Origin of the sequence: Pauljensenia sp. 27098_8_83, from assembly GCF_041432695.1 — a bacterium.
In the GTDB taxonomy this organism is placed as follows: domain Bacteria; phylum Actinomycetota; class Actinomycetes; order Actinomycetales; family Actinomycetaceae; genus Pauljensenia.
The window spans coordinates 15,677-40,274 of record NZ_JAPWAD010000026.1 but is presented as its reverse complement, the minus strand read 5'-3'; the positions used below and the strand labels follow the sequence as shown (position 1 = coordinate 40,274).

Sequence of the window (24,598 nt, the reverse complement as noted above, 5' to 3'; positions counted from 1 at the left end):
CCCCACACCCAAAGTCAAACCAAAACACCGTGACCCCCACCACACACCCCACAAACCCAACAAACACAACGAAAAGTCGACCTCAACTTCTCTTGCACTCCCCCAGCCAGACGGCAAAAAGGCGGGCCCGATCGCACTCGAATAGCGCGATCGGGCCCGCAAAACAGCCGAAATGACTCTCAGTTCACATCCATATCGGGCTGAACAGGGATATCCACGGTCGGAAGGTCGCGCACGGCGCGACGCACGGCCTTGGAGACGGCGGGGGCGACCCGCTTATCGAAGGCACCGGGGATGATGTAGGACGGGCTGAGCTCGTCATCGGAGATCACCGACGCGATAGCGACGGCAGCGACGCGCAGGACCTCGGTTGTAATCTCCTTGACCTTCGCATCGAGGAGACCGCGGAACAGGCCGGGGAAGGCGAGCACGTTGTTGATCTGGTTCGGGTAGTCGCTTCGTCCGGTCGCAACGACGGCCGCGTACTTGCCGGCACCGATCGGGTCGACCTCGGGCGTGGGGTTCGCCAGGGCGAAGACGATCGCGTCGTCTGCCATGGTCCCGATGTCGGAGGGCTCCAGGATGTTGCCGGAGGAGACGCCGATGAAGACGTCGGCACCCTTGAGGACCTCTTTGAGGGAGCCGTGGACGTGGCGGGGGTTGGTCGCCTCGGCCAGGGCCTTACGGGAGGGGTGCATGCCTTCGGTGGCGTCGCCCGACAGCGCGCCGTCGCGGCCGCAGCCGATAATGTCGCGCGCGCCCTGGGCCAGCAGCAGTCGGATGATTGCGTTACCGGCCGCGCCGACGCCGGAGACGACGATACGCACGTCTTCGATCTTCTTGCCCACGATCTTCAGCGCATTAATAAGCGCGGAGAGCACCACGATCGCGGTTCCGTGCTGGTCGTCGTGGAAGACTGGGATGTCGAGCTCGGCACGCAGGCGCTCCTCGATCTCAAAGCAGCGCGGCGCGGAAATGTCCTCCAGGTTGATGCCACCGTACGCCGGGGCAATGGCCTTGACGATCGAGATGATCTCTTCGGTGTCCTTGGTGTCCAGGACGACGGGCCAGGCGTCGACGCCTCCGAATTCCTTGAACAGGACGGCCTTGCCCTCCATGACGGGCAGGGCGGCCTCGGGGCCGATGTCGCCCAGGCCGAGCACCGCGGTGCCGTCGGAGACGACCGCGACCGTGTTGGCCTTCATGGTCAGCAGGTGGGCCTTCTGGGGCATGTCGTGGATGGCGGTGCACACGCGGGCAACGCCGGGCGTGTAGGCGCGCGAGAGGTCGTCACGGTTACGCAGGGGCACCTTGGAGTGGATTTCCACCTTGCCGCCGATGTGGCTCATGAAGGTCTGGTCGGCGACCGAGTCGGAGGCCACGCCGGGCAGCGCGTTAATGGCGTCGCGAACCTCGCGACGGTGCTCAGAATCGCGCATGTCGCACGTCAGGTCGATGATGATGCGCCCGCGGTCGGAATCGGCCACGTCGAGGCCCTTGATCTCCGCTCCAGTCGAAGAGACTGCGTCAACAATGGACGCGATGGAAGTCGTCTTCTCGTCCACCTCAATGCGGTAGGAGGCGGTGTACGACGGCGATGTGCGCATATCTGTCCTTTCGTTGGGCGCCCGGCCACAGGCGGTCAGGCTGTCCTCACGCGCTCATCCTAAGTAACTTTGCACGCCTGCCGGTAGGGGGAGGCCACAACGTGGACACGCGCGCATGATCAGGGACGAGGCCGGGACTCCTCCTTGGGCACGCACGCACGAGGCCCGGGCGCGCTCGCCGGATGGCGTGCACGAAGGGGAACACGCAGTCCCACCATGGCGAAAGGGGCCGGGATCGCATCGATCCCGGCCCCTTTCGCTCGCGAGGATGAACCTCAGGCGCCGACCATCTCCATGATCAGCTCGCGCACACGGGCGGCGTCAGCCTGCCCGCGGGTGGCCTTCATGACCGCGCCGACGAGGGCACCGGCCGCCTGGACCTTGCCGCCCTTGATCTTCTCGACGATGTCGGGGTGGGCGTCCAGGGCCTCCTGGACGGCCGCCGTCAGGGCACCTTCGTCGGAGACGACCTCGAGGCCTCGGGCCTCGACGACCTGCGTCGGGTCGCCTTCGCCCGCGAGGACACCCTCGAGGGCCTGGCGCGCCAGCTTGTCGTTGATGCGGCCAGAGTCGATGAGACCCTGGAGCTGCGCGACCTGAGCGGGGCTGACCCCGGCCTCGTCGAGGGAAACCTCGCGTTCCTTGGCGCGACGCGAGATCTCGCCCATCCACCACTTGCGGGCGGAGGCGGGATCACAGCCAGCAGCGACCGTGGCCTCGATGAGCTCGAGGGCGCCGGCGTTGATGACGTCGCGCATCTCCATGTCCGCGTAGCCCCACTCGGTGCGCAGGCGGCGGCGCTTGGCGACGGGCAGCTCCGGCAGCGAAGCGCGCAGCTCCTCCACCCATTCGCGATCCGGGCGGATCGGCACCAGGTCGGGCTCGGGGAAGTAGCGGTAGTCCTCGGAATCCGACTTCTCACGGCCGGACGACGTCGAGCCATCCTCCTCGTGGTAGTGGCGGGTCTCCTGCAGGATCGTGCCGCCGTCGGCCAGGATCTGGGCCTGACGCTGCATCTCGTAGCGCACGGCCGAGGCGATACCGCGGAACGAGTTCACGTTCTTCGTCTCAGTGCGCGTCCCCAAGGGCGACTCCGGCGACGGGCGCAGCGACACGTTGATGTCGGCGCGCACGTTGCCGCGCTCCATGCGGGCCTCGGACACGTCCAGGGCGCGGAAGATGTCGCGCAGGGCCTGCACGTAGGCGGCGGCCACCTCGGGCGCGCGCTCGCCGGCACCACGAATCGGACGGGTCACGATCTCCACGAGCGGCACGCCCGCACGGTTGTAATCCACGAGCGAGTGATCCGCGCCCTGGATGCGACCGTCCGCACCACCGATGTGCGTGTTCTTGCCCGCGTCCTCCTCCATGTGCGCGCGCTCAATCTCCACGCGGAACATGGTGCCGTCCTCGAGCTCGACGTCCACGTAGCCGTCGTGAGCGATCGGCTCGTCGGACTGGGAGGTCTGGAAGGCCTTAGTCAGGTCCGGGTAGAAGTAGTTCTTACGCGCGAACCGGCAGTACTGCGCAATCTCGCAGTTCAGGGCCAGGCCGATCTTGATGGCGTACTCGACGGCCTTGTGGTTGACGACCGGCAGGGAGCCGGGCAGGCCCAGCGACACGGGGGTCACGTAGGTGTTCGGGTCGCCGCCGAACGCGTTGGGGGCGGCGTCGAACATCTTGGTCTTGGTGCCCAGCTCGACGTGCACCTCAATGCCGAGAACCGGGTCGAAGCGGCGGGCCGCCTCGTCGTAATCCATGAGCTCAGTCATCACTTTTCCTCCCAGTTAGCTGCGGGGCACTGACCCGCGACGTCGTCGCTGAGCGCCTCCACCAGGGACGCCACCTTGTACATGACCAGGTCGCCGCGCGCGGGGGCCAGCACCTGGAAGCCGATGGGCAGGCCCTCGGAAGACACCGCGTTCGGCACGTTCACGCCGGGGATGCCCGCCAAGTTCGCGGGGATCGTGGCGACGTCGTAGAGGTACATGGCCAGCGGGTCGGAGGTCTTCTCGCCGAACTTGAAGGCCGTCTCGGGGGCCGTCGGCGACACGAGGACGTCGACCTGCTCGAACACCGCGTCGAAGTCACGCTGGATGAGCGTGCGGACCTTCTGCGCGCTGCCGTAGTAGGCGTCGTAGTAGCCAGCCGAGAGCACGTGCGTGCCCAGGATGATGCGGCGCTTGACCTCGTCGCCGAAGCCGGCCTCGCGGGTGGCGGCCATGACGCGCTCAGCGGTCACGGGGCCCTCGGTGGGCTCGACGCGGATGCCGTAGCGCATGCCGTCGAAGCGGGCCAGGTTCGAAGAGACCTCGGCGGGCATGATCAGGTAGTAGGCACCCAGCGAGTACTCCAGGTGCGGGCAGGAGACCTCGACGATCTGCGCGCCGGCCTCGCGCAGCTTCTCGACGGTGGCGTTGAAGGCGTCGATGACGTCCTGCTGGTAGCCCTCGCCGCTCAGCTCCTTGACGACGCCGACCTTCAGGCCCTTCATGGAACCCTGCGCGGCCACGGTTTCGACGGCCTCGGCGAGCGCGGGAACCGGCTCGTTCAGGGAGGTCGAGTCGTGGGGGTCGTAGCCGCCGATCAGCTCGGTCAGTGCGGCCGCGTCGGCGACCGTGCGGGTGACGGGGCCGATCTGGTCCAGGGACGAGGCCATGGCCACCAGGCCGTAACGCGACACCGCGCCGTAGGTGGGCTTCGCGCCGACCGTGCCGGTCACGAACGCGGGCTGGCGGATCGAGCCACCCGTGTCGGAACCGAGCGCGAAGGGCACCATGTAGGCCGCAACAGCCGCTGCCGAGCCACCGCCGGAGCCGCCGGGGATACGCTCGGTGTCCCACGGGTTCTTGGTCGCACCGAACGCGGAGTGCTCGGTGGACGAACCCATGGCGAACTCGTCCATGTTGGTCTTGCCGACGATGGGCAGGCCGGCTTCCTTGATCTTGGTGGTGACGGTCGCGTCGTAGGGAGGCTCCCAGTCGCCCAGGATCTTCGAGGCGCAGGTGGTGCGCAGGCCGCGCGTCACCACGTTGTCCTTGACGGCGATCGGCACGCCCGCCAGGCGGTGCAGGGTCTCCCCCGCCGCGCGGCGCGCGTCCACGTCGGCTGCGGTCGCCAGGGCGCCCTCGCGGTCGACGGTGATGAAGGCGTTGACGCGATCATCAATGGCGTCGATGCGGTCCAGGCACGCCTGGGTCAGCTCGACGGAGGTGATCTGGCCGGCAGCCAGCATGTCCGCCAGCTCGAGGGCGCTCTTCTTCAGCAGCTCGTTCATCAGTCCTCCCCCAGAATCTGCGGAACCAGGAACTGGCCATCCTGGGCGGCGGGTGCCGCAGCGAGCACCTCGTCGCGGTTCACGGTTTCGCCCACCACGTCCTCGCGCCACACGTTGGTCAGCGGAATCGGGTGGGAGGTGGCAGGCACCTCGGGGGTGGCGACCTCGGACACCTTGGAGACGGCGTCGGCGATCGCGTCGAGTTCACCCGCGAAACGCGTAATTTCCTCGTCGGTCAATGCGATATGGGCCAGGCCCGCGACGCGGGCGACCTCGTCAGTACTAATGCGTGACATGTGTGGCATCCTACCCGTATGGCCTTTTCACAGCGACGCCAACTCACCAGGCAGACGTGGTCGATCGTCAAAAAAGCGGGCATCGCCCTGCTCGCCGCCCAGGCGGCGGCGGTCGTCACCGTTCACGCGATTGACCGCATGCGCACCGCCCGTATCCCCGGTGGCGTGCACGGTTTCCCGACCCTGCCTCCCGCCGACACGCAGATCGGCGACACCGTGGCGCGCACGTACACGGAGGGACACTCCCTGTACGAGGACATGCTGGAGGCCATCGAAGGGGCGACGCATCACATTTATTTCGAGACCTTTATCTGGCGCTCGGATCGCTGGGGTCAACGATTTAAGGACGCTCTCATCTCTGCTGCCGAACGCGGTGTCGAGGTCTTCTGCATCTGGGACGGCTTCGGTGTCCTCAACCAGGATCCACGCTTCTACAAGTTCCCCGCGATACCGAACCTGCACGTGCGCCGCTTCCCGACGCTGCGCTCGGGCTTCTTCACCCTGAACATTCGCCGGACGGGCCAGGATCACCGCAAGATCCTCGTGGTCGACGGCGAGGTCGGCTTCGTCGGCGGCTACAACATCGGTGATCCGTTCGCGAACGAGTGGCGCGACACCCACGTGCGCATCACGGGCGAGGCCGTGTGGGAGCTAGAGAACGGTTTCGTGGACTTCTGGAATCACTTCCGTCCCAAAACCAGCCCGGAGCTGCCTGATCAGGGTGCGCGCGCGTGGAGCGCGGACGTGACAGCGCAGTTCAATCTGCCCCACAATCTGCTCTACCCGATCCGCGGCATGTACATCGACGCGATCGAGCGGGCGACCGACCGCGTGCTCATCACGACGGCGTACTTCATCCCCGACCGCGAGGTACTCGGCTCCCTGATCGCCGCTGCGCGCCGAGGCGTGCGCGTCCAAGTCTTGATCCCCGAGTATTCCAACCACATCCTGGCGGACTGGGTGGCGCGCCCCTACTACGGCGAGCTGCTGCGCGAAGGCGTGGAGATCTGGCTGTACCAGCACGCGATGGTCCACTCGAAGACGATGACGGTGGACGGACGCTGGTCGACGATCGGCACGGCGAACATCGACCGCCTCTCGATGCGAGGCAACTACGAGGTGTGCCTGCAGTTCTTCTCGCGGCCCCTCGCGGCGCGCATGGAGGAGATTTTCGCGAACGACCTGACAACGGCCCGCCGCCTGACGATCGACGAGTGGGAAAAGCGTTCAACGCTCACCCGCGTGGGCGAAGTGCTGCTGGGCCCCTTGGAGCCCCTCGTCTGAGCGCCCCGCCCCGGCCTCGTTACAGGCCGACGGCCGCCAGGCCTCCCTCGAGGAGGTCCGCGAACTGCTGCTCGGTGATGACGGGGACGCCCAGTTCTTTGGCTTTCTTCTCCTTGGAACCCGCGCCCGGGCCCGCGACCACGAGGGACGTCTTCTTCGAGACCGAGCCCGCCGCCTTTCCTCCGCGCGAGGTGATCGCCTCCTTGGCGCCCTCGCGGTCGTAGCCGGGCATCGCGCCCGAGACGACGATCGTCAGACCAGCGAGCACGTCCGAGGCCGGCTCTGGCGCCTCGTCAGCCATGCGCACACCCGCGCGCGCCCACGCCTCAAGCACCTCCAGGTGCCAATCGACCGTGAACCAGTCGCGCAGGGAGCGGCCGATCTCCTCGCCCACGCCCTCGACGGCGGAGAGTTCCTCGACCGAGGCGGCGCGCAGGGCGTCCATCGAGCGGAACTTCTCTGCGAGCGCGCGGGCCGCCGTGGGGCCGACGTGGCGGATGGACAGGGCCACGAGGACGCGCGCGAGGGGCTGGCTCTTGGCCTTCTCCAGCTCGGCGAGCATCTTCTCGGTGCCCTTGGAGGCGCTGGGCTCGATCGGTTCGAAGACGGTCTGACCGCGCAGCTTGCGGGGCTTGTAGGCCTTGGTCCAGAAGTAGCGGACCTGCTTCCAGTCCCCGGTTTCCTCGCCCTTCTTCTTGACGGGCTTCCACACCATGACGTCGCGCAGATCCTCGGTGCCCAGATCAAAGAGCGCGGCTTCGGTGCGCAGTGCGGGGGCCTGCGGGGCGGGCAGGAGTTCCTCGGCACGGGTGATCTGCTCGCCGTGGGGCAGCTCGCGGCCGCCCTCAAGGGTGAGGACGGTGCCGTCCTCCAGCGTGACGCTGTGGCCGGCGACCAGGGCGGCCGCCACCTCGTCGCGGTCGTTTTCGGGCTGGGTCATGGCGAGCGCGGACTCGTCGCCGAGGCCCTCCACATCCAGGGCGGATCGGGCGCCGACATGGGCGAGGCGCTCGGTGATCTGCGCGGGGCACAAACCCTTGTTCGGGCAGCGCAGATCGACGTCGCCTTCCTTCTCCTGGAAGAGCGTCGTCCCGCAGGAGGGGCACTCGGTAGGCATGACGAAGGGGCGCTCGGAGCCGTTGCGCGCGTCCTCGACGGGGGCGACGATCTCGGGGATGACGTCGCCGGCCTTGCGCAGGACGACGAGGTCGCCGATGAGCACGCCCTTGCGGGCGACCTCCTGGGCGTTGTGCAGGGTCGCGCGCGCGACGTTCGAGCCGGCGACCAGCACGGATTCCATGACACCGTACGGGGTGACGCGGCCCGTGCGGCCCACCTGTACCCGGATGTCGAGCAGGCGCGTGTGGACCTCTTCGGGCGGGAACTTGTAGGCGGCCGCCCAGCGCGGGGTGCGCGAGGTCGAACCAAGGGAACGCTGGAGGGCCAGGTCGTTAACCTTGACGACGACGCCGTCGATCTCGTGGACGAGGCCGTGGCGGTCCGCGCCGATCTCGGCGATCCGCTCTTCGATGGCCTTCCGGCCCGTGAGCAGGCGCGTGTAGGGCGAGACGGGCAGACCCCAGTCGCGCAGCTGCTCGTACCAGCCCATCTGGGTGGTCGGCTCGGTGAAGTCCTCCCCGGCCTCGACGAAGCCAATGCCGTGGGCGACCATCGCGAGGGGGCGCTTGGCGGTCTCTGCCGGGTCCTTTTGGCGCAGGGATCCGGCGGCGGCGTTGCGCGCGTTGACGAAGGTCTTTTCCCCGGCCTCGACGCGGGCCTCGTTGAATGCGGCGAAGTCGGCGACCGGGAAGTAAACCTCGCCGCGCACCTCGATGCGGGTGGGGACGGTGCCCGTCAGGGTCTGCGGGATCGACGCGATCGTGCGTGCGTTGGCGGTGACGTCTTCGCCGACGTAACCGTCGCCTCGGGTCGCGGCGCGCACGAGGCGTCCGTTCTCGTACAGGAGGTTGATGGACAGGCCGTCGACCTTCACCTCGGTCGTCATCTCGAGGTCGGAGATGCCGGTGGCCTCGGCCATGCGGGTCTCCCAGCCGGCGAGCTCCTCGAGGGAGAACACGTCGTCGAGGGACATCATCTGGGCGAGGTGGCGCACCTCGGAGAACCCGGAGTCGACGCTGCCGCCCACGCTCATCGTGGGCGAGTCGGCTCCGCGCAGCTGCGGGTAGCGCTCCTCAATCTCCTCGACCTCGCGGTACATGCGGTCGTAGTCCGCGTCCGCGAGGGTCGGCGAATCACGGTCGTAGTAGGCAGCGCGGGCCTCGTTGATGCGCTCAACGAGGTCGTTGTAACGGTCGCGTGTCGTCTCGAACGTGGAGTCAGCCATGGGGTCCATTCTTGCATTCCGGGAGGCTGGCGGGCCGGTGGGCGAGGCCTTCCAACGGCGGAGGTGGTCATAGCCACACGGTCCTGCGAGGCGCTTATCCACAGGGTTTCGGGGCCGCGACCGGTTATCCACAGGGCGTGTCCTGGCGCTTGAATGCGCTCGCAAGCGGCGGGATCGTTGGGTTATGAAAGATTCTGGTTGTCTCGCCCGCGCTGCCCTGCGCACCGACCTGCACCTCGCGTGCGTTCAGGGACCCGACGTTGGTGTCGTGGTGGCCCCCGGCACGGTCGGTCGCGCGGGCGATATGCCCCTGTCATGCGCGAGCGTGGCGCGCACACACGCGGTTTTCACCACGCGTGAGGGTCGCGCGTTCCTTGATGCCCGGCCGGATTCCCCTCCGTTTCGGCTGCGCACCCGCGCACGCTGGTGGTGCAGTGCCCGCACCGCGCGGGAGATGACCCCCGGGGCTCGCCTGCGCCTCGGCGACGACGTTTTCGAGGTCCGCGCGCGCCCGATGCGCTTGGCGTGGCCGGGCGTCGAGCGACGAGGCCGGGGCTCGCTCACGGGATCGTCCCTGCTCAGGGGTGCTCCCCTGGTTTCCGTCGTCGTCATGCTCGGTTTCATGGGCTGGCGCCTGCGAGCAGCCGCGAGCGCTCCACGGTTATGGATCGGTATCGCTTCGCTGGTGGCGGCCGTCGCCTGCGTCACCGCGATCATTCTCTGCTGGCGTGCGCGTCGGCGGCGTAGGGGTTGGGATGGCGCCACGCTCTCACTGGTGCTCGCTGGACTACCTGACTGCGGCCCCTCGCCCCGGAGCGTGCGGGCGAGCGTGTGGCCGGGACGGGCCACGAGCCCCCGTCAACGCGTGCTCCTCTCGACGTCGTCGGATGAGCCGGGGCGCTCCGCGCTCGGTATCGCGGGACTCCACGCCACCCAGTGTGCCCTGTGGTGCGCGGGGCAGATAGCCGCGCAGGTGGGAGGCGCGAGGGTGTGGTGGAACAGCGCCTCCCCAGTCCTGCTGGGGCACGCGGGCGTGGACATCCACGTGAGTGCTGGCGAGTCGTGCCCGCACTGCGCGCGAGGCGCGGAGGATGACAGACCGACCGTGCACATCGGGTACGCGTCCTCCATCGCTCGCCTGCCGTCCTGGTGCGCGCAGGTGTGTGTCACCGATGATCTGCCGGTCGCGCCTCAGTGGTGGTGGACGGTCACCCGAGCGGATGCTCGCGACGCTCTCCCCTCGCGCGTGGGATGGGATCCAGACCATGCCCGTGGGTCCTCCGGCGTCCTGAGCGTGCGGATCGGGATGTCGCAGTCTGGCCCCATCGAGCTGGACCTCGTCTCTGATGGCCCGCACGCGCTCGTCGCCGGGTGTACGGGTTCCGGGAAATCGGAGGCGCTGATCGGCTGGCTTGCCTCGATCGCGCACTGCTACAGCCCCGACAAGGTGCGCTTCGTCCTCATCGACTACAAGGGCGGATCGACATTCGCCCGCCTGCAGGCACTGCCCCACACGCACGCGCTCCTGACCGATTTGGATCCCGGTGCGACGACGCGGGCTCTCGAGGGGATCGCTGCCGAGCTACAGCGCCGCGAGGAGCAATTGCGTGCACGCGGGTTCCCCGACCTGGCCACGTGGGAGCGCGCCCACGAGGGCGACCCCTCCTCGGTCCCCGAGGCCCCTGCCCGGCTCATCGTCGCCATTGACGAGTTCCGTTTCCTCGCCCAGGCCCACCCCTCGTCGATGGAGGTCTTGCTGCGGCTCGCCGCGCAGGGGCGCAGCCTAGGTCTCCACCTCATCGCGGCAACACAGCGCCCGTCGGGGGCCGTGAGTGCGCAGATGCGCGCCAACATGGACATCCGCCTGTCCCTGCGCTGCGTGAGCGCCGCCGATTCGACCGACATCCTCGGGGACGCACGGGCCGCCTCGCTGCCCCGGGTTCCCGGGCGCGCTGTCCTCGACGGCGTCGGCGTCATCCAGCTGGCCTACATGGATAACGTCGCCTCCGTCGTCTCGCGCTGCGCGCTTTCGTGGCCGAATGGGAGTGCGGCTCCTCTGTGGGCACCCGAGCTGCCCGAGACCCTCACGTGGGACGAGGTTGATGCTGCGAACGGATCCGCAACCGCGCTGACACACCAGCACCCAGGCCCCACCCCGGCGAATGCGGGGGTTCTCACCCTCGGCCTCGTCGAGGGGATCGAGGAGCATTCCCCCTTCGTGTGGGACGGCGGAAGCATCCAGATTCAGGCCAGCGCGCACGAGGCCAGCCTCGCCTCGCGGTGGGCCCTCGCCCTCGCGACGCGCATCGCGAGTCGGTGCGACTATCCCCTCCACGTGATCGGAGACGAGGGCGCTGCGGGCTGCGCGTCATTCCTGGCCTGCGACGACGTCTCCACCATCGACCTGCTGGAGGGAATCTGCGAGCACGGCCCAGCGATCCTGGCTATCACCGACGCGGCCGCACTGCGCGCCTCCCTCACCCAGGCACTGTCAGCCCCGCAGGCGGATTCCCTCTGGGCCGCACTGCTGGGTGGGGCACGGCGAGCCGGCGTCATTATCGTCGCAGCCTACCCGGGGCGCTTCACCGCATCGAGTGCCACGATGGGCGCGTTTTCGACACGCCTCGTGCGCGCACGCGATGCGGACGAAGCGCTCCATGCTGGCATCTCCCCCGCCGACCTGCGCACGCTAGGCCCTGGGCAGGCGCTGCTCGCACGGCCCGGAGAACGCACCCTCCTCGCATGCATACCCAGGACCGCGTGTGACCTGGAAGCTCATCCGGAACATGAGAGAAACAGCTGGCGCATCCCCAGCCCAGCAACTGTCTCGGCGCTGGTCAGAAATACGGATGCACCGGCCCTGATCGGCCCCACGTACGAGGTGCCGACATGGGATCACCCGCTGCCCTGGATCATCATCGGCAGACAGGAGGACGCGTCCATCCTCACAGCACTCCACGCGCATCTCGGATGGGCAGAAACGCCAACAATTTCTGACGTAATTCCTCAAGGATCCTGGACTCGTATCGCCAGATGGGATGGGCACAGAGTTCTCGCGATGAATCCCACGAACAATGTCATTCGCGCGTTAATTCAACACTGCCACGCATCCCCGCTCTCCGTCCTCGCGCGACGCTGGACCCCTTCATGCGGACTGATCTGCGAGGGTGATACGCTGACAACAGTCCAACTAACCGTTGGGTCAGTTAATACCTAAGTCCCATCTTATTCGGGCTCCGTGAGCAGCCGCATAGTGACGTTGTCATTTCGCTGTTGCCTCCCCCTTGCGCGACTAAGATGACGAACGGACACTGACTAGAGAACAAGCAAAACATCCCGAGCGCATGGCAGTCGAGGAGCGAAAGACACATCATGGATTGGCGGAGTAAGGCGGCATGCCTGACAGTTGACCCGGAACTTTTCTTCCCCATCGGGAACACGGGTCCGGCCATCGCACAGGTCGCCGAGGCCAAGGCCGTATGCCGTGAGTGCGAGGTCGCGGGCATCTGCCTGCAGTGGGCTATCGATAACAACCAGGATGCCGGCGTCTGGGGCGGTATGAGCGAGGAAGAGCGCCGCGCGCTCAAGCGCCGCGCCGCGCGCGCACGCCGCGCGGGCTGCTAACAGACCACCGCCGCCCCGCGGCGCACCAACGATCAAGGCCGGAGATCCACCATGGATCCCCGGCCTCGTTCATAGGTGAAACGTTGAGCCAGCCCGCGCGGACCCCGTCAGGCGGGGTCCAGGTTCGCGTGGAGCGTCACGAGCGTGCCGCCGCCCTCACGCGGGGCCCACTCGATGGAGCCCTTGAGCTCGCCACGCACCATCTGATGGACGATCTGCGTGCCCAGGCCACTCATCGGCGTACCCGGCACGAAGCCCACGCCATTGTCTGCGACGGTCACCGTCATGGACGAGCCCAGGCGTTCGGCGCGCACCTCGATAAGGCCATCACGGTCCGCGAGGCCGTGCTCGACAGAGTTGGCGACCAGCTCGTTGAGGACGGTCGCCAGAGCCTGGGCCTGGTCGGCCTGAATGGTACCGAAGCTACCGGTCGTGATGACCTCAACGGCGTGGTCCGTCGAGGCGATCGCACCGGCCATGCGCACGATCGTGCGCGCGACCTCGTCGAAGTCCACCGACTCATCCACGTTCTGCGACAGGGCGGCGTGCACGGTCGCGATCGCCTGCACGCGACGCTCGGCCTCGGCAAGCGCCACCTTGACCGCTTCCTCGGAGGAGCGGCGCGACTGGAGTCGCAGCAGGGCGGACACGGTCTGCAGGTTGTTCTTCACGCGGTGGTGGATCTCGCGGATCGTCGCATCCTTCGTCATGAGTTCCTGCTCGTGGCGGTGGACCTCGGAGACGTCGCGCGTCAGGATGACGGCGCCCAGGCGCTTGCGCCCGTTGACGAGGGGCAGGGCGCGCATGCTGACGGTGGAGGCGCGCGCGGCGATCTCGACGCGCCAGGAGGCTCGGCCCATGACAACGACCGCCATGGATTCTTCGATGAGGGTCCCCTCGCCGATGACCTCGGTGATCTCCTGGGCGAGGACCTTGCCGGTCACGTGCGTGCGGATGCCGAGGCGGCGCAGACAGGACACAGCGTTAGGTGTCGCGTGCTGGACGCGCCCCTCCGCATCGAGCAGGAGGGCTCCGTCGAGGACGCGCGGGACACCGTGGGAGGTGACCTGCGGGGTCGAGTCGTAGGGGTATTCGCCGCGCGCCATCATCTGGCACAGGGTGTCGGCAGCCGCCACCGTCCATCCTTCAAAACCGAGGGACAGGCGCGGGCTCGACAGGTTCGCCTCGCGGGTGACGACGGCGATGATGCGCCCGTCGTGGCACACGGGCACGCATGTTTCCATCATCGAGTACGTGCCCGCCCAGCGCGCGGCCGTCGAGCGCACGACCTCCCCAGACTGCAGGGCGCGACGCAGATCGATTTCGCGGGCGGCGGGCAGGTGCAGGCCGATGATGTCGTCCACGTGGACGGTCGCGGAGGTCGCGGGGCGGCAGTGGGCGGCGGCAATGAAGCGCCCGTCGTCGGCGGGCAGCCACAAAACCAGGTCGGCGGCCGCCAGGTCAGCGAGCACCTGCCAGTCCGCGAGGAGGAGGTGCAGCCAATCGATGTCCTGCTCCGACAACGGCGTCGAAGAGGCTTCTTCAGCTAACTGCATGAGACTACGCATGCATCTACTCTAAAGGGAGTGGGGCCGCGAGGGCGGACCTTCGTTGTAAATGAGCGCCGGGACACGCTTCGGCGCTGGTTATCACGTCAGGAGAGCCATGCAATTCACGCAGTCTATTTCTTACCCCGGTACGGTCGACGAGGTCGTCGCCATGTACCTGACCCCCGACTACCTGGAGCGACGCTTCGGCCGGTTTGTCGTGGAAGGCTCGACGACCGTGTCGGTGGAGGGCCAGCGCGCGTCGTACGCGGGCACCGTGCGCCCCGAGCTGATCCCGGCGGCGGCCGCGCGCTTTGTCAAGTCCGATCTGCGCGTCACTTTCACCGAGGAGTGGACACTCAACGAGGCCGGGGCCACCTCCCGCACGTCCGTGGCCGTGGACGGCGCGCCCGTGTCCGTCGAGGCCACGTCCACGCTGACCCCAACCGATGCGGGCTCAGCCCGCGAGGTGAGCGGCAACCTGTCGGTGCGCGTGCCCCTGCTGGGCGGACGCATCGAGAAGGAGGCGGTGGCCCGCGTGGGTCGCCTGACCGACAACGAGCAGGCGAGTGCCGCGCAGTGGTTGGAGGAGCATCGCTAAAGCTTTTTCTACGCTCTACGAGGAACCCCGCCCGCCCAGCGCATGTTACTGGGCGGGCGGGGTCTTTTCGCGACACAATAGGTGCCATGAGTGATACCCCTAAGTCTCTGTACATGCAGCGTACGGGCGTGCGTCAGTACGTCGCCCGCAACCAGGACGGCGCCGAGATCCGCATCGGTCATGGCCCCGGCCTCTTCTCCCCCGGCGATCTGCTCAAGCTCGCGATCGCGGGCTGCAACGCGATGAGCTCGGATGCCCGCATGGCGGCTCGCCTGGGCGACGATTTCGAGCAGTTCGTCGGCGTCTCCGGCGACTACGACCAGCAGAATGATCGTTTCACGCACGTGGACGTCGAGCTGGTCCAGGACATGTCTGCCCTGTCCGACGAGGAGATCGAGGATCTCAAGCGTCGCGCCGATGCCGCAATCAAGCGCAACTGCACGATCGAGCACTCGGTCGTCGACCAGGCGCTGCCGGCCTCGCACACGTGGACGAACGAGCGGATCAACTGACGTGAGCGCCGTCGACCGCCAGTACGAGGACCTGCTGGCGCGCATTATGCGTGAGGGCACCCCCAAGGGTGACCGCACCGGCACGGGCACGCGTTCCCTGTTCGGGGCGCAGCTGCGCTACGACCTGTCCAAGGGCTTCCCGCTGATCACGACGAAGCGCGTGCACCTCAAGTCGGTGGTCGGCGAACTCCTCTGGTTCCTCTCGGGGTCGTCGAACGTGTCCTGGCTCCAGGACAACGGGATCCGCATCTGGAACGAGTGGGCGGACGAGGACGGAGAGCTGGGCCCGGTGTACGGCGTCCAGTGGCGCTCGTGGAACGCGGGAGACGGCCGCCACATCGACCAGATTTCCCAGGTCCTCGAAACGCTCAAGACGAACCCGGATTCGCGCCGCATGGTGGTCTCCGCGTGGAACGTCGGCGACCTGCCCGAAATGGCGCTCGAGCCCTGCCACGCGTTCTTCCAGCTGTACGTGGCCGACGGCCGCCTGTCGCTGCAGCTCTACCAGCGCAGCGCGGACATGTTCCTGGGCGTGCCCTTCAACATCGCGTCCTACTCGCTGCTCACCCACATGTTCGCCCAGCAGGCGGGCCTTGAGGTCGGCGACTTCATTTGGACGGGCGGGGACTGCCACATCTACTCCAACCACACGGAGCAGGTGACCGAGCAGCTGAGCCGCGAGCCCTACCCGTTCCCGCGTCTAGAGCTCGCGAAGGCTCCCTCTATGTTTGAGTACTCCTTCGACGATATTTCGGTGACGGACTACCAGCATCACCCCACGATCAAGGCTCCGGTCGCCGTATGACGAAGCTCGCCGCGATTTGGGCGCAGGATAGCAACGGGATCATCGGGACGGGCACGGCCATGTCCTGGCATGTTCCCGCGGATTTCCGCCACTTTAAGACCTCCACGATGGGCTGCCCGATCATCATGGGCCGCCGCTCGTGGGAGGCCCTGGGTCGCGCACTGCCGGGTCGCACAAACATCGTGATCACCCGCACGCCCGGGTACGAGGCCGAGGGTGCGCTCGTCGTGTCCTCGATCGACGAGGCGCTGCAGATCGCGCGCGAGGAAACGGCGCGCACGGATGCCCCGTACATCTGGATCACGGGCGGGGCTCAGCTCTATGCGCAGACTCTCCCACTCTTGGACGAGGCCGTGGTCACCGACCTGGATCTGGACGTGGGCGCGAGCGCGCCCGAGGGTTCGACGTTCGTGTACGCGCCGCCGCTGGATCCGGCGCTGTGGCGCAGGGACGAGGAACGCAGCGACGCCGAGTGGCGTGAGCGCTCGGGGGACGCTCGCTGGAAGGTGAGCACCTGGGTGCAACGCTAAGCGTTTCCCCGTTTCGTTACCTGTCCGGCAAGGCCCCGCGCATCGCGCGGGGCCTTCGTCGTAGGATGCACTGTGCCCTCATCACCTTTGCTGACGAATCCGACGCTGCGCGCGCTCGTGGCGATCGCGCTGTTTACGTACACGGCTCAGAACATGCTCAACGTGTCGATCGCTCCCCTGTCGCGCGCTCTTAACCTGCCCGAGTGGATCGTGGGCGCGGCTGTTTCCTTGGCGGCCGCCGCGGTGACGGCGCTCAGCCAGTTCTGGGGACGCCGTTCGATCGCGTGGGGGCGCAGGCGCGTCATCCTGTTGGCGCTCTTATTGGCACTCACGGCGGGCACGCTCTTCTCGGCGGCCGTGTGGGCGCGGGCTGCCGGTTACATCGGCGCTTTCCTCGCGGCGGGTGCCATCATGGCTGCGCGCGGTCCCTTCTTCGGCGCGGCCGTTGCGGCGATTCCGCCGACGGGCCAGGCCCTCGTCGCCGAGGTGACCCCCGACGAGGCCTCGCGTGTGCGCGGCACGTCCGCGTTCTCCGGCGCGATCAACCTGTCCGTCATGGTCGGTTCCCTCATGTCGTCGGCGCTGGGTGCGTGGTGGATTTTCGGCCCCGTGCACGCCACGCCGATTTTCGTCCTCATCGCGCTGGCCATCGCCCTCATCTGGCTGCCCCGCGACGGAGCATCCACCGGCCCGAGGAGGCGCCTGCCCCGCCTGACCGGTGAGGACGCGGAACCCGAGCAGGCGGCCACTGCCTCGTCGACGGAACCGACGGAACCGACGGCAACGACCGTGGCGGATAACGCCAGCGCGGGGACCACGGACGGGGACCTGCCCCCGCGCGTGCGGTGGACCGACCGACGTATCGCCCCGTGGATTGCCTCGGTGTTCGGCATCTACTTCGCGAACGGCGTCGTTCAGATCACGATGGGCTTCCTCGTCCAGGACCGCGGTGGGCTGGACCCCGCACCCGCAGTCTCGGTCACCGCGCTCATGCTGCTGGCCAACGCCGCTGGCGCCATGCTCATGCAGCTGATCGTTGTGCCGCGCCTGGGGTGGAGCCCGCGCACGCTGCTGCGCACGGGCATGACGCTCGCGCTCGTGGCTCTCGCATGCCTGACGATCGCGCCGTCGCTGTGGGCGCTGGCTGCCTCGACGTTCGCGATGGGCGTCGCGTCGGGCATGGCGTCTCCCGGCTACTCGGCGGGCGCGTCCCTGGCTGTGAGCGCGCGCGAGCAGGGCGGCATCGCCGGCGTCATCAACGCGACCGGCGCGATCACGTGGATCGTCGCCCCCGTGAGCGCCACCGCCCTGTACGGATGGATGCCCCTGTCGCCCTTCGCGCTGGCGCTCTCACTCGTCGCGCTGTCGTGCGCGTGCGCCTGGTGGCTGCTGCGCCGCGCTGATCTCGAGGCCCGCGCGCGCGATGAGGAGCATGACTAGGACGAGTGCCCCACGCCTCAGTGCGCGTACGGCGCTATCCTAGAAGGGTACGTAAGCCCTACGCGAAGGAGCCACCTGTGGCACAAGAAACCCGTACCGAAACCGACTCGATGGGAGCCGTTGAGGTCCCCGCGAACCGTTACTGGGGCGCTCAGACCGAGCGTTCGCTGCACAACTTCGACATTGGACGCAACACCTTCGTGTGGGGTCGCCCGATGGTGCGCGCCCTTGGCATCCTGAAGAAGTCCGCGGCCCTGGCCAACGCCGAGCTGGGCGAGCTGCCCGCCGACATCGCCGGCTACATCGCGCAGGCCGCCGACGAGGTCATCTCCGGCAAGCTCGACGACAACTTCCCGCTGGTCGTCTTCCAGACCGGTTCGGGCACGCAGTCGAACATGAACGCCAACGAGGTCATCTCCAACCGCGCCATCGAGCTCGCGGGCGGCACCATGGGCACCAAGTCCCCCGTGCACCCCAACGACCACGTGAACCGCGGCCAGTCCTCCAACGACACGTTCCCCACCGCCATGCACATCGCGGTCGTCTCCGAGCTGCACGACATGTACCCGCGCGTGCGCCAGCTGCGTAACACCCTGGACAAGAAGGCCAAGGAGTTCGACGACGTCATCATGGTGGGCCGCACCCACCTGCAGGACGCGACCCCGATCCGCCTGGGCCAGGTCATCTCGGGCTGGGTTGCTCAGATCGACTTCGCCCTCGACGGCATCGAGTACGCGGACACGCGTGCGCGCGAGCTGGCCATCGGCGGCACTGCCGTGGGCACCGGCCTGAACGCTCACCCGAAGTTCGGCGAGCTCACCGCCAAGAAGATCTCCGAGGAGACGGGCATCGAGTTCAAGCAGGCCGGCAACCTGTTCGCCGCCCTGGGCGCGCACGACGCGCTGGTGCTGGTCTCGGGCGCGCTGCGCGTCCTGGCCGACGCCCTCATGAAGATCGCGAACGACGTGCGTTGGTACGCGTCGGGTCCGCGTAACGGTATCGGCGAGCTGATCATCCCCGAGAACGAGCCGGGCTCGTCCATCATGCCGGGCAAGGTCAACCCGACCCAGTGCGAGGCCATGACGATGGTCGCCACCCAGGTGTTCGGCAACGACGCGACGGTCGGCTTCGCCGGCTCGCAGGGTAACTTCCAGCTCAACGTCTTCAAGCCCGTCATGGCGTGGAACGTCCTGGAGTCCATCCGTCTACTGGGCGACGCCTGCGTGTCCTTCGATACGCACTGCGCGTACGGCATCGAGCCCAACTACGAGAAGATCAAGCACAACCTGGACATCAACCTCATGCAGGTGACGGCCCTGAACCGCCACATCGGCTACGACAAGGCCTCCAAGATCGCGAAGAACGCGCATCACAAGGGCCTGTCGCTGCGCGAGTCCGCGCTCGAGCTCGGCTTCCTGACGGCCGACGAGTTCGACGCGTGGGTCGTTCCCGCCGACATGACGCACCCCAGCGCCGCCGACGAGTGATCCGCTAGTCGCGTTCGCGACTGACGTTTCGGCCCCGGCCTCGTTCATTTTCGAGGTCGGGGCCGTTTGTGCATGCAGGTATCCGTGCGGCGGGTGGAGGTGCGTTTTATGCATGAGGTCAGCATGTCCCGGCATGACGCCAGGGTTCCTGACGATATTTCCCGCCCGCTCCCCAATTTCGCATGCAATTCCCTCTCAACTGTTTTGATTTTTGAAATCGGATCGTTGGAATGACGCGGTTTTCTAATGACACCCACGAAGCAGTGGATGGGAATTGCATGCGAAATTTCCGGGTGACCGTAGGAGCGACTGGCGCAGAAGACGACATCCCTGATCAAACGGGGAAACTCGCAGGCAAAGCCGCTATTCCACACGGAATCGTTTAGCCCTGGGCGCGCGCCTTCTTGCGCATCTTGAGGATCGTCGAGGCGATGATGGACAGCAGGAAGATGTTGAAGAGGATCGCGCCGACGCTCGGGGATACGAGCGTGGCCACGAGGCGCCCGGCGGGGGCCGTGGCCGCGGCGGAGGCGCCGACGATGAGTCCGATGCGCAGGTCGACCATGCCATGGCGCAGGTTGGTGACGGTGCCGGCGATGCCGGTGGGGATCATGACGAGGAGAGACGTGCCGCGCGCGATCAGGTCTCCCGCGCCGACGGCGAGCTCCATGCCGGGCACGATGACGGATCCGCCGCCCACGCCCACCAGGCCGGAGAGGATTCCGGCGCACAGGCCCACCAGGATCATGAGGGCGCACGAGGCCAGGGTCAGCGAAACGGCTCCCTCACGCGTGGGGACGTGGAGGTATTGGGAGACGATGACGAAGACCGTGAAGCCGATGAGGATCCAGGGCAGCGAGGGGGCCGGGAGGCGGCGCAGGAGCCACACGCCGATTTGCGAGCCGATGAGCGCGCCGACGACGAGGAGCGCGCCGCCCGCCCAGGAGACCTCGCCGTGGAGGGCGTAGGTGCCCGAGCCGACGGCTGCCGTAACGATGATGGCGGCGAGGGAGGTGGCCGAGGCGCGGCGCTGGTCCATGCCGAGGACCGCCATGAGGGCTGGCACGATGACGAGGCCGCCGCCCACTCCGAAGAGCCCGGAGAGGAATCCTGCACCGACGCCCGTCGCGATGACGAGGAGGATGCGGCGCAGGGTGAGGGGCTGGGAATCGGTGTGGGCCATGTCTCTATTGTAGTCCGGCGTGGAAGCGTCTTCTGTACCGCGTCTTCACCCCGCGCGAAACCCGTGTGTACGCCCTGTTCACGGTAGTTTGGGCGGGCGTAGACTTCTCGCATCGACGAAAGGAAATGCGATGTCCAAGGTTCTAGTTGTGTCGGGGCACCCCCGCACCGGCGATGATTCGGTGGCGAATAAGACGATCCTGGAGGAGCTAGCGTCCCTGCTTCCGGACGTCGAGATTGATCATCTTGACGAGTTGTATCCCGATTACGTGTTTGACGTTGAGGCGGAGCAGAACAAGCTTGCCGCGGCGGACGTGATCGTGTTGCAGTATCCACTGTGGTGGTATGGCTGGCCGGCGCTGCTGCAGAAGTGGATGGAGGACGTGTTTGTGCGCGGTTTCAGCCACGGGTCTACGGGGACGGCGTTGCGCGGTAAGAAGTTGGTGGTGTCGGTGACGACGGGGGCGTCGGAGGCTTACTATCAGCCGGATTCTGTCGATTTCAATGACTTGCTGACGCCCGTGAAGGCGACGTGTGCGCTGACGGGGATGGAGTTTGCGGGGAGCCTGCCGCTGTTCGGGGTGTCGTACGCGAATCGCACGGATGAGGCGGCACGCGCGGACATGGTGAAGCGTTCGCGCGAGCATGCGGAGCGCCTCGCGGAGTTCGTCTCCGCCCTCTGAGCTGCCCCTCCCCTGTCTTTAGGCGGGAGATGAACCTCTGCCCCGGCCTCGTCCTTCACGAGGCCGGGGCCGGTTCGTCACAGTCCTCCGAGTCCGGAGAATCGTTCGACCCAGGTCCTCAGTGCGTCGAGGACACGCGAGCGGATGGCTTCGCGGCTGCCACCGCCACCGAAGCGGCGGACCGGCGGGAGGATCGAGGACAGGCCAGTTCCTTCGTCGGGAACGTAGCCCTCGCGCAGGGAGTCGTACGCGAAGTCCCGCGCGCCCTCGCCGAGGCGTTCGGCCTCGATGATTGCGTCGAGTTCGCTGTCGCGCTTGGCGGTGATGAAGGATTCGAACTCTGTGGGGACGTCCCCGTTGAGGGAGACCCGGCGGTAGAACTCTTCGATGAGATCGCGCTTGCCACGCAGTGCAGGCGACGAAGCAAGGGCACGCATGATTTCGACGGGGATTTCCCGGTCGTCGTCATCCCCGCGCTCGCCCCGATGGTGTTCGACGAGCATGAGGATGTAGTCGACGTTGATGTCGACCTGCTTGACGAGTTCCATTTCGAAGACGAGGTCGTCGGCGATCGGTTCCTTGTTCGCTTTCGAACGCTCCCGTGCTTCGTTGTACAGGTCGAGGTAGATGCTCCGGTAGTCTTCGAGCTCGCGCGGGGCGATCGTATCGTCGCTCTCGAAGTCGTCGAAGGACGTGAGGATGTTGCGCAGGCGCAGGACCTGCCCCATGAGGTCGATGAATTGCTTCTGTTCCTTCTCGGAGGCGATCGATCCGATGGGCAGGGGGAAGTCGATGCGAAGCTGCTCGATGACCCCCAGGTAGGTGGACAGGTACTCGCCGTAGGGGCGCAGGAGGACCTGGCCGCGCGCTTCCTTGTTGCCGAACAGGGCGATCGCGTCGTTCGTGGCGTCTTCGAGGTTGCGGAAGCAGACGATGTTTCCGTAGGTCTTCACCGAGTTGAGGATTCGGTTTGTGCGCGAGAACGCCTGGATGAGGCCGTGGGCGCGCAGGTTCTTGTCGACCCACAGGGTGTTGAGGGACTTGGAGTCGAAGCCGGTGAGGAACATGTCGACGACGATGACCAGGTCGATGCGCTTGTCGGTGAGGGCTTGGGAGAGGCTCTCGTAGTAGCTTTCGAATCCCGAGGCATCGCTGCCGTAGTTGGTCCCGAACTGCTGGTTGTAGTCGGCGATCGCCTCGTCGAGGAAGGCACGGTCGTCCTGGGAGAGGGCCGAGGGGTCCATGGATTCTTCGGAGAGCAGGCCGGTGCCCGGAGCCTCGGCGTTGGGCGCGTATGAGTAGATGATTCCAACGCTCAGCCTGCGTGCCTCGGGCAGGTCGGCCTGTTGGCGTTTGAATTCCTGGTAGTAGGCACGGGCGGCCTTGATGGAGGAGGTGGCGAACAGGGAGTTAAACCCGTTCACGCGCCGCTTCTTGTACTGGAAGGAGGCGTGGCGCTTCGTCTTTTGATCGAAGTGCTCGAGGATGTAGGAGACCACGGCCGAGATACGCTGAGGGTTCATGTATGCGCTGTCGGTATCGATGCCTTCGACGTCGTGATTATCGACGCCGTCGCGCACGCGGAACGAATTGAGGTAGTCGACGCGGAACGGCAGGACGGTGTTGTCCCGGATTGCGTCGACGATCGTATAGGAGTGCAGCTGGTCTCCGAAGGCCTGCTCGGTCGTCCGTAGGTTTGCTTTGCCGGAGCTGGAGGCATTTTCCGCGAAGATGGGTGTTCCGGTGAAGCCGAAGAGGTGGTAGTTGCGGAAGGCTCGCGTGATGTCGGTGTGCATGTCGCCGAACTGGCTGCGGTGACATTCGTCGAAGACGAGGACGACGTGCCCGGAGTAGATGGCGTGCCCGCGGTGGCTCTTGACGAAGGTCGCGAGCTTTTGGATGGTGGTGACGATGATCGGGGTGGACGTGTCGTTGATTTGTTTGGCGAGCTGCCGGGTGGATTGGTTGGCGGAAACGGTCCCCTCGGCGAAGGCGTTATATTCGCGGATGGTCTGGTGGTCGAGGTCCTTGCGGTCGACGACGAAGAGGACCTTGTCGACCCCTTCCATGCCGGCGGCGAGCTTTGCGGTCTTGAAGGAGGTGAGGGTCTTTCCGGAGCCGGTCGTGTGCCAGACGTATCCGCCGGCGGCGACAGTCCCGGTCTGCTTGTTCATGGTGGAGGTCTTGATGCGCTGGAGGATCGCTTCGGTCGCGGCGATCTGGTAGGGGCGCATCACGAGGAGAGCGCCGGAGGTGTTGAGCACGCAGTAGCGCGTCAGGATGGCGAGGATGGTGCGCTTGGCCAGGAATGTGGCGGTGAAGTCGCTGAGATCGGGGATCTGGTTGTTGGCGGCGTCGGTCCACCACATGGTGAATTCGTAGGATCGCGCGTTCGCGGCGGCCACTTGTCGGCGCGTTCCCTGGTTTTCGGTGATGTGCTGGAGGCGCACGGTGTTGGAGTAGTACTTGGTGTGTGCGCCGTTGGAGATGACGAAGATCTGCACGTAGCCAAAGAGTCCGTCTCCGGCGCTGGCGTGGAAGGAGTCGCGCTGGTAGCGGTCGATCTGGTTGAAGGCTTCGCGCAGTTCTTTGCCGCGCCGCTTGAGTTCGATGTGGACCAAGGGCAGGCCGTTGACGAGGATGGTGACATCGTATCGGTTAGAGCGTGCGCCGGTGTCGATGGCGTACTGGCGAATCACCTGCACCTTGTTGCGGTGAATGTTGGTCTTGTCGATGAGGCTGATGTTTTTGGGGGTGCCGTCGTCACGGATAAGGACCTGCACGTGGTCTTCCTGGATGCGGCGGGCTTTAGCGACGACAGGGTTCCCATCAGTGGAGGGGGCGTCAACGATCGAGTGACGGTAAAAGCGCTTCCATTCTTCGTCGCTGAACCGGTAGTCATTGAGGGCCTCGAGCTGGACGCGCAGGTTCGTTTCGAGGCCGTCGCAGTCGTGGATGTCCGCGTATTCGTAGGCTTGGGCGCACAGCTGTTTGATGAGGTCGTCCTCGAGGGCGGCTTCGCTCTGGTAGTCCTGCTCCTCGTCACGGGTCGGGTGGTAGAGGCCGACGACCGTGAATTCGTCGGAGACGACGACGGGTTCGATGCGGGGGCGAGGTGCGGCGGTGGACACTCGCGTTCCTTTCTCTACGGGTCTCATTCACGAGGCCGGGGCTGGCACGCGGGAGGCTTCCCTCCCGTCTGGTGACGTTGATCCGATGCTAACGTCACCCGCCGTCATCTGCGTCCAGGCTGCACCGGGCAGCTCGCATCGGGAGGGTTCTGGGCGTTGCCTGGAAGTGTCTGACGGGCTACCATCACTGACAGGGCAAGGGCTGACATGGGCCACTCGCACACCGAGGGGTGACCGCAAAACCCGAC

The 24,598-nt window shown here is 66.6% G+C and carries 18 protein-coding genes; 10 read left to right on the top strand and 8 right to left on the bottom strand.

The features are described 5' to 3' along the window. Positions 1–179 precede the first annotated feature (179 nt). The 4 genes from O3656_RS09085 to gatC form a co-directional block, all read right to left on the bottom strand. The gene (locus O3656_RS09085; RefSeq protein ID WP_500063683.1) at positions 180–1,607 is read right to left on the bottom strand and encodes an NAD-dependent malic enzyme; all 1,428 of its coding nucleotides are present in this window, start codon (positions 1,605–1,607) and stop codon (positions 180–182) included. Positions 1,608–1,882: 275 nt separating this feature from the next. After that, positions 1,883–3,379: an Asp-tRNA(Asn)/Glu-tRNA(Gln) amidotransferase subunit GatB gene (gatB, locus tag O3656_RS09080; RefSeq protein ID WP_500063681.1), complete on the bottom strand. Its 1,497-nt coding sequence runs from the start codon at positions 3,377–3,379 to the stop codon at positions 1,883–1,885. After that, positions 3,379–4,884 (bottom strand): Asp-tRNA(Asn)/Glu-tRNA(Gln) amidotransferase subunit GatA, encoded by a 1,506-nt coding sequence (gene gatA / locus O3656_RS09075; protein WP_500063680.1) that lies wholly within the window; start codon positions 4,882–4,884, stop codon positions 3,379–3,381. The genes gatB and gatA overlap by 1 nt, the downstream gene beginning before the upstream one ends. Next, a complete protein-coding gene (gene gatC / locus O3656_RS09070) occupies positions 4,884–5,180 on the bottom strand; it encodes an Asp-tRNA(Asn)/Glu-tRNA(Gln) amidotransferase subunit GatC (protein WP_500063679.1) in 297 nt (98 codons plus the stop codon). Before gatC ends, gatA begins: the two co-directional genes overlap by 1 nt. 18 nt (positions 5,181–5,198) lie before the next feature. Here gatC and O3656_RS09065 point away from each other — a divergent pair, with 18 nt between their 5' ends. Further along, positions 5,199–6,464, top strand: coding sequence for a phospholipase D-like domain-containing protein (locus O3656_RS09065; RefSeq protein WP_500063677.1), 1,266 nt, complete (start codon positions 5,199–5,201; stop codon positions 6,462–6,464). 19 nt (positions 6,465–6,483) lie between these two features. Here O3656_RS09065 and ligA read toward each other — a convergent pair whose 3' ends face one another. Further along, complete coding sequence (gene ligA / locus O3656_RS09060) at positions 6,484–8,817, bottom strand: NAD-dependent DNA ligase LigA (RefSeq protein WP_500063676.1); 2,334 nt, start codon at positions 8,815–8,817, stop codon at positions 6,484–6,486. Positions 8,818–8,992: 175 nt separating this feature from the next. Here ligA and O3656_RS09055 point away from each other — a divergent pair, with 175 nt between their 5' ends. After that, positions 8,993–12,025 (top strand): FtsK/SpoIIIE domain-containing protein, encoded by a 3,033-nt coding sequence (locus O3656_RS09055; RefSeq protein ID WP_500063675.1) that lies wholly within the window; start codon positions 8,993–8,995, stop codon positions 12,023–12,025. Between the two features lie 155 nt (positions 12,026–12,180). Then, complete coding sequence (locus tag O3656_RS09050) at positions 12,181–12,432, top strand: WhiB family transcriptional regulator (protein ID WP_500063674.1); 252 nt, start codon at positions 12,181–12,183, stop codon at positions 12,430–12,432. Between the two features lie 107 nt (positions 12,433–12,539). Here the strand turns inward: O3656_RS09050 and O3656_RS09045 are convergent, their stop codons facing one another. Next, complete coding sequence (locus O3656_RS09045) at positions 12,540–14,000, bottom strand: sensor histidine kinase (RefSeq protein ID WP_016460043.1); 1,461 nt, start codon at positions 13,998–14,000, stop codon at positions 12,540–12,542. 97 nt (positions 14,001–14,097) lie between these two features. On the opposite strand from O3656_RS09045, the gene O3656_RS09040 reads away from it, so the two are divergent. The 6 genes from O3656_RS09040 (at position 14,098) to fumC (ending at position 19,354) form a co-directional block, all read left to right on the top strand. Then, the gene (locus tag O3656_RS09040; RefSeq protein ID WP_500063673.1) at positions 14,098–14,580 is read left to right on the top strand and encodes a DUF2505 domain-containing protein; all 483 of its coding nucleotides are present in this window, start codon (positions 14,098–14,100) and stop codon (positions 14,578–14,580) included. A gap of 86 nt (positions 14,581–14,666) precedes the next feature. Continuing rightward, positions 14,667–15,092: an OsmC family protein gene (locus tag O3656_RS09035; RefSeq protein ID WP_003789918.1), complete on the top strand. Its 426-nt coding sequence runs from the start codon at positions 14,667–14,669 to the stop codon at positions 15,090–15,092. A 1-nt stretch (position 15,093) separates the two neighbouring features. Beyond that, positions 15,094–15,897: a thymidylate synthase gene (locus O3656_RS09030; protein ID WP_500063672.1), complete on the top strand. Its 804-nt coding sequence runs from the start codon at positions 15,094–15,096 to the stop codon at positions 15,895–15,897. After that, positions 15,894–16,427 carry a dihydrofolate reductase gene (locus tag O3656_RS09025; protein WP_500063670.1) on the top strand — a complete coding sequence of 178 codons (534 nt, stop codon included), beginning with the start codon at positions 15,894–15,896 and terminating at the stop codon, positions 16,425–16,427. Before O3656_RS09030 ends, O3656_RS09025 begins: the two co-directional genes overlap by 4 nt. Positions 16,428–16,499: 72 nt before the next feature. Next, positions 16,500–17,867, top strand: a complete 1,368-nt coding sequence (locus O3656_RS09020; RefSeq protein ID WP_500063669.1) for an MFS transporter — start codon at positions 16,500–16,502, stop codon at positions 17,865–17,867. A 77-nt stretch (positions 17,868–17,944) separates the two neighbouring features. Next, positions 17,945–19,354, top strand: coding sequence for a class II fumarate hydratase (gene fumC / locus O3656_RS09015; protein ID WP_500063668.1), 1,410 nt, complete (start codon positions 17,945–17,947; stop codon positions 19,352–19,354). A 382-nt stretch (positions 19,355–19,736) separates the two neighbouring features. Here the strand turns inward: fumC and O3656_RS09010 are convergent, their stop codons facing one another. Further along, positions 19,737–20,537, bottom strand: coding sequence for a sulfite exporter TauE/SafE family protein (locus O3656_RS09010; RefSeq protein WP_500063666.1), 801 nt, complete (start codon positions 20,535–20,537; stop codon positions 19,737–19,739). Between the two features lie 130 nt (positions 20,538–20,667). On the opposite strand from O3656_RS09010, the gene O3656_RS09005 reads away from it, so the two are divergent. Beyond that, on the top strand, positions 20,668–21,219 hold the full coding sequence (locus tag O3656_RS09005) for an NAD(P)H-dependent oxidoreductase (protein ID WP_500063665.1): 552 nt from the start codon (positions 20,668–20,670) through the stop codon (positions 21,217–21,219). Positions 21,220–21,296: 77 nt separating this feature from the next. Here O3656_RS09005 and O3656_RS09000 read toward each other — a convergent pair whose 3' ends face one another. Next, on the bottom strand, positions 21,297–24,350 hold the full coding sequence (locus tag O3656_RS09000; protein WP_500063664.1) for a type I restriction endonuclease subunit R: 3,054 nt from the start codon (positions 24,348–24,350) through the stop codon (positions 21,297–21,299). Positions 24,351–24,598: the final 248 nt, after the last annotated feature.